The 13,785-nt window shown below is 59.7% G+C and carries 11 protein-coding genes; 8 read left to right on the forward strand and 3 right to left on the reverse strand.

All coding sequences use genetic code 11. The features are described 5' to 3' along the window. Positions 1 to 17 precede the first annotated feature (17 nt). Positions 18 to 596 carry an acyl-homoserine-lactone synthase gene (locus MHH62_RS04065; RefSeq protein WP_014718330.1) on the forward strand — a complete coding sequence of 193 codons (579 nt, stop codon included), beginning with the start codon at positions 18 to 20 and terminating at the stop codon, positions 594 to 596. A 52-nt stretch (positions 597 to 648) separates the two neighbouring features. Here MHH62_RS04065 and MHH62_RS04070 read toward each other — a convergent pair whose 3' ends face one another. Further along, the gene (locus MHH62_RS04070; RefSeq protein ID WP_014718329.1) at positions 649 to 1,926 is read right to left on the reverse strand and encodes a serine/threonine transporter; all 1,278 of its coding nucleotides are present in this window, start codon (positions 1,924 to 1,926) and stop codon (positions 649 to 651) included. 415 nt (positions 1,927 to 2,341) lie between these two features. Between MHH62_RS04070 and MHH62_RS04075 the strand changes: the two genes are divergently transcribed. From MHH62_RS04075 to MHH62_RS04095, 5 genes are all read left to right on the forward strand, one after another. After that, positions 2,342 to 2,836 (forward strand): DUF4822 domain-containing protein, encoded by a 495-nt coding sequence (locus MHH62_RS04075; protein WP_339232546.1) that lies wholly within the window; start codon positions 2,342 to 2,344, stop codon positions 2,834 to 2,836. Between the two features lie 90 nt (positions 2,837 to 2,926). Further along, on the forward strand, positions 2,927 to 3,340 hold the full coding sequence (locus MHH62_RS04080; RefSeq protein ID WP_020301515.1) for a hypothetical protein: 414 nt from the start codon (positions 2,927 to 2,929) through the stop codon (positions 3,338 to 3,340). Between the two features lie 148 nt (positions 3,341 to 3,488). Further along, the gene (locus MHH62_RS04085; RefSeq protein WP_339232547.1) at positions 3,489 to 4,442 is read left to right on the forward strand and encodes a 2-hydroxyacid dehydrogenase; all 954 of its coding nucleotides are present in this window, start codon (positions 3,489 to 3,491) and stop codon (positions 4,440 to 4,442) included. Between the two features lie 129 nt (positions 4,443 to 4,571). Further along, positions 4,572 to 5,639 (forward strand): phosphotransferase family protein, encoded by a 1,068-nt coding sequence (locus MHH62_RS04090; protein ID WP_339232548.1) that lies wholly within the window; start codon positions 4,572 to 4,574, stop codon positions 5,637 to 5,639. A gap of 21 nt (positions 5,640 to 5,660) precedes the next feature. Beyond that, positions 5,661 to 6,428: an SDR family oxidoreductase gene (locus tag MHH62_RS04095; protein ID WP_339232549.1), complete on the forward strand. Its 768-nt coding sequence runs from the start codon at positions 5,661 to 5,663 to the stop codon at positions 6,426 to 6,428. A 51-nt stretch (positions 6,429 to 6,479) separates the two neighbouring features. Here the strand turns inward: MHH62_RS04095 and MHH62_RS04100 are convergent, their stop codons facing one another. Together MHH62_RS04100 and MHH62_RS04105 are read right to left on the reverse strand one after the other, a co-directional pair. Continuing rightward, positions 6,480 to 8,210, reverse strand: a complete 1,731-nt coding sequence (locus tag MHH62_RS04100; protein ID WP_339232550.1) for a hypothetical protein — start codon at positions 8,208 to 8,210, stop codon at positions 6,480 to 6,482. A gap of 24 nt (positions 8,211 to 8,234) precedes the next feature. Next, positions 8,235 to 11,603 carry a calcium-binding protein gene (locus MHH62_RS04105; protein WP_339232551.1) on the reverse strand — a complete coding sequence of 1,123 codons (3,369 nt, stop codon included), beginning with the start codon at positions 11,601 to 11,603 and terminating at the stop codon, positions 8,235 to 8,237. 161 nt (positions 11,604 to 11,764) lie between these two features. Between MHH62_RS04105 and MHH62_RS04110 the strand changes: the two genes are divergently transcribed. Further along, positions 11,765 to 13,198, forward strand: a complete 1,434-nt coding sequence (locus MHH62_RS04110) for a PLP-dependent aminotransferase family protein (protein WP_014718321.1) — start codon at positions 11,765 to 11,767, stop codon at positions 13,196 to 13,198. An 84-nt stretch (positions 13,199 to 13,282) separates the two neighbouring features. Next, the gene (locus MHH62_RS04115) at positions 13,283 to 13,684 is read left to right on the forward strand and encodes a cupin domain-containing protein (protein ID WP_014718320.1); all 402 of its coding nucleotides are present in this window, start codon (positions 13,283 to 13,285) and stop codon (positions 13,682 to 13,684) included. The last annotated feature ends 101 nt before the right edge of the window (positions 13,685 to 13,785 follow it).

Here is a 13,785-nt window from a genome sequence, read left to right on the forward strand (position 1 = left end):
TGCGATAAGGACATCCAATGATCAGCATCATCACCCGTCGTCACCATGAACTGTCTGCAACGCTTGAGGACGACCTGGGCCGCTACCGACACGAAGTTTTCATCCAGCAATTGGGCTGGCAACTGGATTCCACGCACGCCCGGCCCCAACGCGAATTCGACCAGTTCGACCACGCGGATGCTCGTCATATCCTCGCCCTAGATGCCGAGCACCAAGTCTGCGGTTGCGCGCGACTCTTGCCGACCACGCAACCTTATCTGCTGGCGCAAGTGTTCGGTTTTCTGTGCGACCAGCCAACCCCGCGAAGCAGCGACACCTGGGAGGTGTCGCGTTTTGCCGCGCGCGCCCTGGAGGAAGGCACCTTACCGATGCGCGTCTGGTGGAACAGCCTGAACCATGCCTGGAGCCAGGGCGCCAATCGGGTAGTGGCGGTGACCACACCCGCGCTGGAACGTTATTTTCTCAGGCATGGCGTGCAGTTGAGCCGCCTCGGTTCTCCGCAACGCGTGAATAAAGACCATGTGGTAGCGCTGAGTTTTCCGGCCTGGCAGAAAAACGGCCAAATCGCGTTACACGCAGAGTCGGCCGTTGCCTAGCGATGGGTGATCCCCACCTGTGCTTAAAGCCGGGGCATCGGCTGCGAACGCCTCAGGGAATCAGCGAGTAAATCAGTGAGGAAATGGCCACCAGACCGACCAGCGTCACGAACACATTCGAGGCCTGCCCCCGGTACTTGGCCATGGCCGGGACCTTGCGGATCGCGTACATCGGCATCAGGAACAGTATCGACGCGATGATCGGCCCGCCCAGGGTCTCGATCATGCCAAGGATGCTCGGGTTAAGCGTGGCGACGATCCAGCACACCACCAACATGAAGGCGGCGGTCATGCGGTCCAGGGTCTTGGGTGCCGGGCGGCGGCCAGTCTTGACCACCAGGCCCTTGAGGCCCTCGCTGGCGCCGATGTAGTGGCCCAGGAACGACTTGGCAATCGCCACGAACGCAATCAACGGTGCGGCAAAGGCAATCGTCGGGTTATCGAAGTGGTTGGCCAGGTACGACAGGATCGACAGGTTCTGCGCTTTCGCTTCGGCCAACTGCGCGGGCGACAGGGTCAGCACGCAACTGAACACGAAGAACAGCACCATCGCCACCATCAGCAAGTGCGCGCGGGACAGGATCTGCGAGCTGCGCTCGTCGGCGTGTGCGCCGTACTGGCGCTTCTGGTCCACCGCGAAGGCCGAGATGATCGGTGAATGGTTGAACGAGAACACCATCACCGGAATCGCCAGCCACAACGTGTTGAGCAGCGCCGAGGGTGCCGGCACTTCGCTGGCGGTGCTGAGAATGCCGCCATTCCAGTGCGGTACCAGGTACACCGCCAGGAACAGCAAGGCCACAATAAACGGGTACACCATCAAGCTCATGGCCTTGACGATCACTTGCTCACCGCAACGCACCACGGCCAGCAGACCCAAGATCAACACAAACGCCAGGATGGCCCGGGGCGGCGGCAGGATATGCAGCTGGTGCTCCATGAAGCTGCTGACGGTATTGGTCAGCGCCACGCTGTAGATCAGCAGGATCGGGAAGATCGCAAAGAAGTACAACAAGGTGATCAGTGCACCGGCCTTGATACCGAAATGCTCTTCAACCACGTCGGTAATGTCGGAACCTTCACGCCCGGACAGCACGAAACGGGTCAGCCCACGATGGGCAAAGAACGTCATCGGGAAGGCCAGCAACGCCAGGATCACCAGCGGCCAGAAGCCCCCCAGGCCCGCGTTGATAGGCAGGAACAAAGTACCGGCGCCAATGGCGGTACCGAATAGCCCGAGCATCCAGGTAGTGTCCTGGCGGCTCCAGCTTGTGAGCGTTGCAGGTGTCGTTGCATAGCGTTCGTCGACGCTATTGGCCTGATCATTCATCCGGTGGGATCTCCGCATTCACACGGCCAGCACGAGTCAGAAAAACCTGACAGGCAGCGCCCTGGCCGAAACAAGGGCCGGATTGTCCGGGATTCTCTTGGAGAAGCAAAGACTTAGCTGAGGAATGGTTAGGCGGAGCAGCTGGTCAAGTGGCCGCCCCCGTGAAGGTTTTGGATGGCTGAAACGTCGTACAAACATTACGTCTAAGTTTTAATAGGCCACCTATTGCGAGAAGAGTCCGACAACAAGTTCAGAAGCAGCCCGCTTCAAAATCATATTCTTAGTCATACAACCCCTCAACTGTTACAGGACCATACATAGCTATTGAGCACGCGTAAATTCACACACTAATATCTTCGAGCACTGACCGACAAAGACGATAACAACACTTAACCAACCAGTAAGGAGTTTGATAATGCGAAGATTCACCCTTGCTTTTACCGGCCTGTTTTTCGCGGGTTTATTAGGCGCGCCGTCAAGTTACGCGAAATCGGTTGAGGCTGATGTTCGTGCCCTGGCCTCTTCGCCTCAATGGTTGACCACCAAGGTGTATATAGAGGGCGAGCCAGAAAACGACGTCAAGGCCAAATACCCCGGCGTGGTCGGAATCTCAATGTGGGACCCGCAACGCAATCGTTACGAATTTTTCTACACCGATACAGGGCGCTCGAAACGCCCTGATGGCGGGGGCGGTTATTTCCTGGTCACTGGCGACAAGCAGACCCACATCCTGGTGCCCGACCTTGGCCCGCATCGCACCATCGTCAGAAGGCTGGAAAAATTGGACAACACCGAATTCACCTATTCTCGTGAAGTCCCTCGCGACATGGTAGCGACCAACCCTCCCGTTAGAATCTATGTGGTACATGCGCCTTACACGGGACCAATAAAGACTCAGATGTCAAACTAGTTAAACACCCCATTTATATCCAGCCATAAAAAACCAATAACAAACGAGGCACTTGTGATGAATCCATACGCTTCATTCAGATATCTACTCATGCCTGCACTGCTGGTAGCCGTACTGTTGCCCAGCGCAACCACGGTACAGGCCAACACGACACTGCCCACCAAAAGCATCGCCGCCACGTCCGATAACACCGTCATGTTGACCGTGTTTCTTAAACACGATCAATCACGCCCGCTGGGCGAATTGAAAGCCCAACTGGCCAAGCAGGAATTTCACAAGGTCTTCCCGCCGGAAGGTGTCGAAGTCGTCAGTTGGAATATCACCATGGGCATCGGGCAAGTCATCGTGCTGCGTTTACCGGCGTCTCGCCTGGCTCAAGTCAACCTGGCCATCGAGAACACGGCGTGGGGTGTCTACAAGACGGAATTCTTCCCGACCTACGATTTCATGCCGATTGCACAAAGAGAGCGGGCCCAGGCACGGCAACCGGGGACTACTCAGTAGCTGGCGCGACAGCGAAGGAGCCTGGGTGCGCGGGTTTGGGTTGCGCAGCCAGGTTTGACGTATCCGGAAATCTTGCAGGAGGTCAGCGCAATAACGGGTAGGTTCGGCGCATACTCATGCTCTCAAACCCTTCAGGAAGAGCCTTGCGATGCCCACCACTGTTCTGGTCCTGGTTGAAACCATCAACGAATACCTGCAAATCATCGAGAGCAACGACTTTCATGTGATCCTGGCGCCGACGCCTACTGAACGCGCCCAAGCGATCAAGACCCATGGGGGGCAGATTCAGGCCGTGCTGACCCGCGGGCCGCTTGGGTTGTATGCCGAAGAGATCGCCGCGTTGCCATTACTGGAGATCATCTGCGTGATTGGCGCCGGCTACGAACATGTGGACCTGCAAGCGGCAAGCAACCGCGGGATAGTAGTGACTAACGGTGCCGGCGTGAACGCACCCTCGGTGGCTGATCACGCCATGGCGTTGCTGTTGTCACTGGTGCGCGGGATTCCTCAGACCGACGCCGCTGTTCGCCGCAGCGAGTGGCCGAAGGTCATGCGCCCTTCCCTGGCCGGCAAACAACTGGGCATTCTCGGGCTGGGGGCCGTGGGCATGGAAATCGCCAAGCGCGCCGCCCTCGGGTTTGGCATGGAAGTGAGCTATCACAACCGCCAACCTCGCGATGACGTGGATTACACCTACTGCTCAACGGCCGTCGAACTGGCGCGCACTTCGGACTTCCTGATCCTGGCCACGCCCGGTGGGGCCGGCACTCGCCATCTGATCGATAAACATGCGCTGGATGCGTTGGGGCCCAATGGCTATCTGGTGAACATCGGCCGCGGCAGCGTAGTGGTGACCGCCGACCTGATCGCCGCGTTGGAACAGCGCCGCATCGGCGGCGCCGCGCTGGACGTGTTTGACGATGAGCCTGCAGTGCCCGATGCCCTCAAGCGCCTGAGCAATACCGTGCTGACGTCCCACGTGGCCGGCCTGTCCCCGGAAGCGGCCCATGACACGGTGCAGCGCGTCGCTGATAACCTGGTGGAATACTTTGCCGGCCGCCCCGTGCTTACACCGGTGGCCTTGCCAGCGCCCGCAAAATGACCAATCAGGCACGCTGATCACGCTTCAACACGCTAACCTATTAAACCGCCCCGACCTTGTCGCTGGGCGGCTATGCGCATTAGATTAGGAAATAGTCCAAGGCCTTTAGAATAAGCAGAAGGGATAAGCATGGCGCTGAACGACCAATCGACCCAGATTCGCCCAGGCGAAGAACTTGATGCCAGCCTGATCGATCCCTACCTCAAAGCTCATATTCCGGGCCTGAGCGGTACCGTCAAAATCAGCCAGTTCCCTGGTGGCGCGTCGAACCTGACTTACCTGCTGGAATACCCCGACCAGGAATTTGTGCTGCGTCGCCCGCCGTTTGGTCACAAGGCCAAGTCTGCCCACGACATGGGCCGCGAATACCGCATTCTCAACCAGCTCAAAGATGGCTTCCCGTACTGCCCCAAGGCTTATGTGCACTGCACCGATGAATCGGTGATCGGCGCCGAGTTCTATGTGATGGAGCGCGTCAACGGCATCATCCTGCGTTCCGACCTGCCGGCTGAGCTGGGCCTGGACGCTACCCGCACCGAAGCCTTGTGCAAGAGCTTTATCGACAAGTTCGTCGAACTGCACCAGGTCGACTACCACGCCTGCGGCCTGACCGACCTGGGCAAGCCCGAAGGCTACGTGGCGCGGCAGATTCGCGGCTGGGGCGAGCGCTATGAAAAAGCCCTGACGCCCGATGCGCCAAAATGGGAGGCGGTACGCGCCTGGCTCAACGACAAGATGCCTGCCGATCACTCCACCTCCAGCATCGTGCACAACGACTACCGCTTTGACAACGTGATCCTCGACCCGCACAACCCGATGCAGATCATCGGCGTGCTGGACTGGGAGCTGACCACCCTGGGCGACCCGTTGATGGACCTGGGCAACACCCTCGCCTACTGGATCGAGGCCGCGGACCCGGCGCCGGTGCAACTGATGCGCCGCCAGCCGAGCAACGCCCCCGGCATGCTCACCCGCCGCCAGTTTGTCGACTACTACGCCGAGCGCTCCGGCATCCAGATCGACAATTTCGATTTCTATTACACCTACGGCCTGTTCCGTCTGGCCGGGATTGTGCAGCAGATCTACTACCGCTTCTTCCATGGCCAGACCCAGGACAAACGCTTCGCGCAGTTCATCCACATGAACAAACTGCTGGAGCAGATGAGCCTGAATGTCATCGGCAAATCAGCGCTCTGAGTGCAACTACAAGGAACCCTCATGTCCAAGACCAACCTGTTCGACCTCGATGGCAAGATTGCGTTTGTTTCCGGCGCCAGCCGTGGCATCGGTGAAGCCATCGCCAAGTTGCTGGCCCAGCAAGGCGCCCATGTGATTGTCTCCAGCCGCAAGCTGGCGGGTTGCCAGCACGTGGCCGATGCGATCATCGCCGAGGGCGGCAAAGCCACGGCCATTGCCTGCCATATTGGTGAAATGGAGCAGATCACCCAGGTGTTCGCCGGCATTCGTGAACAGTTCGGCCGCCTGGATATCCTGGTCAACAACGCTGCCACCAACCCGCAGTTCTGCAACGTACTGGACACCGACCTGGGCGCATTCCAGAAGACCGTTGACGTGAATATCCGTGGTTACTTCTTCATGTCGGTGGAAGCCGGCAAGCTGATGCGCGAGAACGGCGGCGGCAGCATCATCAACGTGGCCTCGATCAACGGCATCTCGCCGGGCGTGTTCCAGGGCATCTACTCGGTGACCAAGGCCGCCGTAATCAACATGACCAAGGTGTTTGCCAAGGAATGTGCGGCCTTTGGAATCCGTTGCAACGCGCTGCTGCCGGGCCTGACCGATACCAAGTTTGCCTCGGCGCTGGTCAAGAATGATTCCATCCTGAAAATGGCCCTGGCCCAGATCCCGCTCAAGCGCGTGGCCGACCCCAGCGAAATGGCTGGCGCGGTGCTGTACCTGGCCAGTGATGCGTCGAGCTATACCACTGGGGTTTCGCTGAATGTGGACGGTGGTTTCTTGTCCTGACGCCCCAAGCGCCATCGGTGGCAGACGGGGCTGAGCCGTCTGCCATCAGACTCAGACTCGCACGCCGCTCATATCGATCTTGAATAGCACCAGTTTGCCGTCTGGCAGGGTCGCGCCAATCACCTTGAACAGCCGCTGACGGTCCAGCGCATCCGCTACCTGTTGCCTGGCCCCTGGATCACTGCGGTCCAACTTCTTCAACACGCGTCTAACCCAACCATCCTCCATCTGGAAATGCTCATAGACCCTCTGCATGCTGACATTGCGCGGTTTGGCATGCTTGACCTCAAGCACGTAGACATCGCCCGCGGGCCCTTTGAACACCAGATCGAAACCGTTTTGACCGCCACCGTAGGTTCCACCAGGGATGATTTGATAGCCATCATTGACCAGTAGTGCGCGGTACATCTTCTCATTGGCAAGCCCACGGCCCTTTGCATCCTGAATACTCAGCGTCTTCCAATGATCAAACAACGCTATTTCATCCGCGCGCCTTTGCCGATGGGGATAATGAAACTGGTCGTTGGCGGCCACTGCGTCGACATTGAACGAGCCCTCACGGCGTACCGCAACGGTGGCCATGCCTTGAAACGGATCAAACTGCACAATGCCCATGGGTAGAGCGAGGCCGTCGGCCTTGGCCTGTATCCCCTGTAACAGCCGACCATAGGGATAACCGTGGGTCCAGATATGCGTATCAATCTTGCGATCTTGCAGGTGCGCGGGTGCATTGCGGATAGCCGGGTTATCGAATGCAATCATCTGCCGCGCATACTGGCGCATGTAGCAGTACGTTTGCCTGTCCTGCGTCGACATCACCCCCTGGCTCATATCACTGGTAACAGTGGTGTAGCCCAGAACCTTGCGGGCCGCGCGAATGATGGCGCCGATGCTGCCCAAGCGCATCTCGGGCACCCACGAAGCACGGCTGCCACCGGTATCCAGGTAAACACCCGGCGCATGGCTGTGTGCATTGGGAATCATCTGGTATTTATTTCTCGTGCTATCAAGATCGACGCGAACCACTACGCCCCCCACCTCCAGATAGCTGGCGATTGAGTCACCAGAGATCTGAATGATGCCGTCTTCGGTGATGGCCCCGCTTTGCTGCCACACCCCACGCGCGTCAGGTACGTAAAGTTTGTTATCGCCCGCTTTGAAGGATGCCAACGAGAACCGGGCATCGCCGTAGTAGCTCTGCCCGCCCATGACGTACTGTCTTTTCCCCTGGATAGCCGGCCCCGTCGTTGCGCCCCCACCTCGTGCATCGTAAAGCTGCAGATCCAACCGTGGATCCCGCGGCACGGCGGCGGCCATCGGCATCGACACCGATGCACTGGCATGAGCCGCCGTCGTCACGCCGGTCCAGGTCCAAGTGCCCCCCACTCTGCTGACAGCAGATGGGCTGGCCGCCAGTTGATGAGCCAAACGCGGGTGATAAGTGCCGCTGGCCGGGTGATAGTCCACTTGCACTGTCTGCCCGGTATCCAGATCAATGTAACTGCGGCCGGCAGCCTGACGAATACCCTCGGCATTTGCGGGCCCAAGCGCATCGCCCGTTACCCACACTGCCTGCGGCGGCAGCGGCCCAGGCAGATCCAGCGCACTTATGTGCGCGACCCCAAGCGCGTCGCCGTGCCCGGTGCGCTGCACGCCTTGATTCACAGGCTGAAGGGAAGGAACCTGACGGCCATAGTCCCTGACCATGACGGTGTCGGCACCCAAGCCGATACGTGAGGGTGATACATGCGCGGTCCTGGGTGATTGAGGTTTTTGCTGCATAAAAAATCCCTTTTCAATGATCTATCAAACTGAATCGGCACCGATAAACCGCAGTTGCGCAGACGTCACAGTGCGCTGGGGATCAGCGTCCGCTCCCCAGCAATCGCGACCTGCATCGTAATGAATACCTGACACCGTACCGTCCTCCAGCTCAAGGCCGACGATACGCAACTGACGCACCATCACGGTCGTCCACTGGCGAGAACGGCGCAGCGCACCCAGCACCTCATCGATGCTCGAATAACGGCAAGCATCCAGTTGCACAAGGCAGATCGCGCCCAGGTCCTGGCGAATGTCGTACTGCTCGCCCTGCAGGGTGTGTACGCTGACCTGTTCCAGCGGTATCGAAGGGTCTGTCACGGGAGGCAGCAACACTGTCACGCTGCCAACGGTCAGCGTGTCGTTGATCAGGGCGATATGCGCCCGCTCAATCAACTCGCCAAGACCGGCGGTATTGATCCGCCAGAACGACGCGTCCGCCGTTTTGGCCAACGCCCCCGGCGTGGACAGGGCAATCGTTGAGCCTGCGCTGGGCACGACCTCGTAGGTCGATGAGCGCCCCATCAGCGCATAAGGCCTCTGGTAATGGGGCGGTACAGGAATAACGACTTTCTGTTGCACCGATTGCAACCAGATGCCCTTGGCGCTGTGCGGTCGAAAAAACCCGTGCACGCCGGGCTTTTCTATCAAGGCAGAGCTGCCATCGAAGGTCTTGAACCCGGGCGAGGCACGGTCTTGGATATAGGATTGCTGGGCCGCCTGCACGCGGTATGAGACGCCGTCATTCATGACCAGCACGAATCGGCAGTCCAGCGTCAAAGCCACCGCGATGATGTTTGAGGTCACGTTGGTGCGCGCCGAAGAACGATCGCTGGCATAGTGGGCGAGGACCAATTGGCTGCCGTCGATGAACCTGATGGTCAATCTCACGTCGCTGTAGGTCAGCGAATCGAAATGCCCCGTCCTGCGCAGGGTCACGCGGTAATGGGCCAAGGCCTGGAGAATCTCCCGCGACGAATAGTCCACGTACAGCACGCACGCGGTGGTGTCGCCCTTGAGGCGAACATCGAGCACCTTTGCACCTGGCCCGCGTTCGACGAACCCACGCGTAGAACGCCCATGGGGCACCACGAACGTGCCAGCGCCCAACACCTTGTCCAGGCTGACGTCCTGGCCGCCCGCTCTCACGGCAACGGTGACGTTAGCGTCCTCGCTGCCCATCAACACCGGTTCAAGGATCGGCTCAAGCATATAGCCGTCCTCCGTGAGAAACAGCAGGTTGTGCGTGTTCAAGCGGCGCAGCTCATCACTGGACGTATAGAGCCGCTCAAGCTTGATGACTTGCTCCGGCAGTTCGCCGTCCACGCCCCTCCACGCCACGATGACCAGCGCACAGCCCTGGATACGCCAACTGCTGATAGACGCCAACGGCCAGCGCATCTCAATCACAGAGCCCTCGGCCCAGTCCTGCTCATGCAATGTCACCGCGCCAGGGTTGCTGGCAATCACATAACGGTCCTTGCCCGCCCCACCGTCCACCCAGGCGCCAGCGCCCAGCACAATCACTGTATCGTTGCCCTCTGCGGCTTCGATCCGATCGTTGTGACCGGCGGCGACCAGGGTATTGGCCTGTGCTGAACCCTTGACGTGGCTGGCAAGCCCGGTTGGGGTGTAGATATTTTCTATCGAGTCCAGGCTGATCGAAGGATAAGGCGGCGACTTGTCGATATCCTTGCGCCGCACCACAGTGCCCGCCTGCAGGTCGATGGCATAACCTGCCGTCCCGTCCTCATAAATTGTCGAGTTGGCCAGGTAAAGCGTATCGCTGCCCTCCTCGCCACGCAGCTCGCTGGCCGGGCTATTCGCATCGGTTTCGTCCAGTATGGCCGTCGGCATGTCATACCTGAACAGGTCGTTCTTGGCGCCCCCGGTGAGCTGCTTGTGGCCTTCACCGAAGCGGAAAATGTTCGGGTTGCCAGTCGAACCTTTGACCTTGTCATTACCTCCCCCCAGTTGCCAGAGCACAGCCGCATCCACGGCAGTACTGTCAAACACCGCACCCGGCAGACGGTCAACCGGGGTATTGGACGCATCGACTTCATCATCTTGGTCAATCACCGTGGGCTCTGTGGTATCGATGTACGGATCTTCACCCTCGGCCTCGTTCCAGCGGCGCTTCCAATGGCGGACTGGCCTCAACCGCACCTCAAACCCGCCATTGACCACCGCCTGCACGGTGCCTTTGAGCGCGCCTTTAAGCCAGGCATCGGCCTGCTCCTCCAGTTGCTGCGCATACTGTTGTTCCATCCGGGCCACGACGTACCGATCGCGTATGGCCCTCTCCTGCTCCTTGCCTTGAAAGGCCAACCAGCCCGCGTGCAGGCGCTCGAAGATACTCAGTTCGATGTAATCATCAATGTCATCCACCTGACGAACCGCAGCATAGAGTTGCGTGCCAAAGATCAGTACGGCAGCGGCGGCAATGCCCAGCGGGCCGGCCACGCTGAACCCGGCCAACGCAGCGGCACTCAGGGCCACAGCCACGCTGGCGCTCACAATACTGAAGCCGGCATTGACGTAATGGTCCATGGCTTCCTTGCCGGTACTCTTGGCTGCCTTGGCGAACGACTCCTTGGCATTGAGATAATCAAAGGGCAACGTCAGCACCAACGCAAACAGGCTGGCCCCCCGTCGCAGGGCCTGGCCAAGGCAACTGGTGCTGAAACCTGCAAATACCTTGCGACCGTTTTCCAGCAGCCGTCTGCCGAGTTTTTCCAGCGCCAGCTCCAGTGCAGCCCCTGTGAGGTTGGCCAATAACTCAGCGCCGGTGACCACCGACCTATTGATGTCGCCGGTTTTGATCGCCTCGGCCAAGGCGCTGATTGCGCTGTAATACCCGTAAGCTGCAAGCCCCGCGCCCATGACCGCCAGGCTTCGGCTTTTCTTCGGCTCGACCCAGCGAGGCATTCCCTCCAACTGCGCCGCTTGGTTGAGATTGGTTTTCTGTACTGAACGCAACAGGTTATCGAGCTTGCCGACTGCACCAGGATGTTCGTCTCCCGGCTTCGCCAACAGCAGAGGTGGTGCCTGTAGCGAACGCAATGCCGCGAACTCGAATAACAGCGCGGCACTGTTGTCACTGACCGAGTCATTCCTGCGCAGACACCGATGCAGTCTGGATGCCGAGAATCGGATCGCATCAAGCAGCGTCTGGTCTGCTTCGCGTACCGCCAGGTGATGGGCCTTTACCGGTTTTCCCGCCATATAGGCCCCCATGGCGGCAAGGTCTCTACGCTGGACAGTCAGCTCGCCCACAACCAATGGCCCCAGGCTCTGATCCAGGGCAAGCAATGCTGCTTGCCTTTTTTTCGCAGGTGTTTCGATTGTCGCCATGCGTCCGCCTCCCTATGCCACGACGTAAACAGGGATAGTGGCGGCCAACAGGACCCAGGCAACGGTAGATGCTTATGCGTACCGGCAATTGACGCACAGATAGTTTGAGCCCATAGCGCAAGCGAGTAATCTTGGCGCGGAGTGAAGCCTTGGGATGAAACATGGAACTGCACGTGGTAATCAATGGCCGCAAGGACCTGGCCGAACAGCTCTACCAGCAGTTGCGCGAAGCCATCGCCACCGGGCGGCTGTCGGCAGGCGCACAGCTGCCCCCCAGCCGACTGCTCGCCGAACAACTGGGCATCTCGCGCAAGACCGTGTCGGACACCTACGCCACCTTGACCTACGAGGGCCTGCTGATTGGCAAGATCGGCCGCGGTACTTTCGTCAATGCCTGGGCGCCACAGCCCGACCGCGTGCAAACCGCCACCGACCTGGCATGTGCCGCCAACCTGGGCAAATGGGCGGCACTGCCCTCACCCATGGGCCACCCCGCCCGCGAGGAGATCCTGCGCTACGAATTTATCGGTGGCGCGACGACACGCCACCAATTCCCACAGGATGAATGGCGGCGTTGCACCCAGGATGCGTTGCGTCGCATCGCCCAGAACAGTGGTTTTTACAGCCAGCCAGAAGGCGTGCCCGCCCTGCGCGATGCCATCGCCGGGCATATCGCGTTTTCCCGCGGGGTCAAATGCGGCGCCCGCGATATCGTGGTCACCAACGGCGCACAGCAGGCGCTGGACCTGCTTGCCCGCGTGGTGCTTGAACCCGGCAGCCTGGTCGCGATGGAAGACCCCGGTTACAGCCCCGCACGCCAATTGTTCGTCGCGATGGGCGCCCGCGTCGCCAGTGTTGCCGTCGACGAACAGGGCCTGCAGGTCGACCAGATCCCGGATGGCACGCGCCTGATCTATGTGACGCCGTCCCACCAGTTCCCCCTCGGCATGCCCATGAGCCAGGCGCGGCGCGAGGCCCTGCTGGACCGCGCCATTGCGCTCGGCGCGATCATCATCGAAGACGATTACGACAGCGAATTCCGCTACGAAGGCCGCCCCACCGACTCCCTGCAAAGCATGGATACCCGAGGCGTGGTCACCTACGTCGGCACCTTTTCCAAAACCCTGTCGCCGGAGTTGCGCCTGGGCTACGCGGTGCTGCCGCCGGCCATTTATGGTGCGGTGCTCAAGGCCAAGCAATTGACCGACCAGCACAGCGCTACCTTGCCGCAGTGGGCACTGGCCAAGTTCATCAGCGAAGGCTACCTGCTCAAGCATATTCGCCGCTGTCACGGGGTCTATGCGGGGCGTCGCGAACGCATCCTGCAGCGTCTGGCGGGCGATCTGTCGCCGTGGTTCGAGGCAGTACCGACGGTGGCGGGCTTTCACCTGGCGGCCCTGTGCAAGGTGCCGGTGAATATTCCATTGCTGATGGAACGGGCGCGCCAGGTTGAGGTGGGTTTATATCCCTTGGACGTGTTTTTTCACGACAAGCCGGTGCGCTCGGGGCTGATTCTGGGGTTCGGCGCCATCGAGACCCTGGACATCGACCCGGCGCTGGACAAGGTCCGCGATATTCTCCTGCAGATTGGCTAGGCAGTTTTCCGGCGCATTGGTCATTGGTGGCAAGCCCTCGGCGGCGTAGGGTGAAGCGGTCTTTCACCCGATGGAACCCTCATCATGAAACGCTTATTCGCTGCCACCCTGATGCTCGCCTCCCTCAGTGCATTTGCCCACGACCCGGTCTACAACCAGGAAACGCTCAAGGTGCTGCAAGAGCACGCCTTGACCAACGTGCCGGGCAAGAAAACCATCATGCTCACCGTGGACTACGCCCCCGGCCAGGCCACCGTGCCCCACAGCCACACCGGCACCGCCGTGGCTTATGTGCTCGAAGGCGAGATCACCTCGCGGGTCAATGATGAAAAGGCGATCACCTACAAAGCCGGGCAATCGTTCTACGAACCGGCCGGCTCGCGGCATTTTGAGTCAAGCAATGCCAGCCAGACCCAACCGGCCAAGCTGCTGGTGGTGATGGTGCTGGATGACAAAGCTGAGGTACTCACCCCGCTTCCCAAATAATCAGCAACACCACAAAACCCATGTGGGAGCTGGCTTGCCTGCGATAGCGGTGGACCCGCCAGCTCATCTTTTACTGGCCCACCGTTATCGCAGGCAAGCCA

It is taken from the genome of Pseudomonas sp. FSL L8-0168 (genome assembly GCF_037976155.1).
GTDB classification, from domain to species: Bacteria; Pseudomonadota; Gammaproteobacteria; order Pseudomonadales; family Pseudomonadaceae; genus Aquipseudomonas; species Aquipseudomonas paracarnis.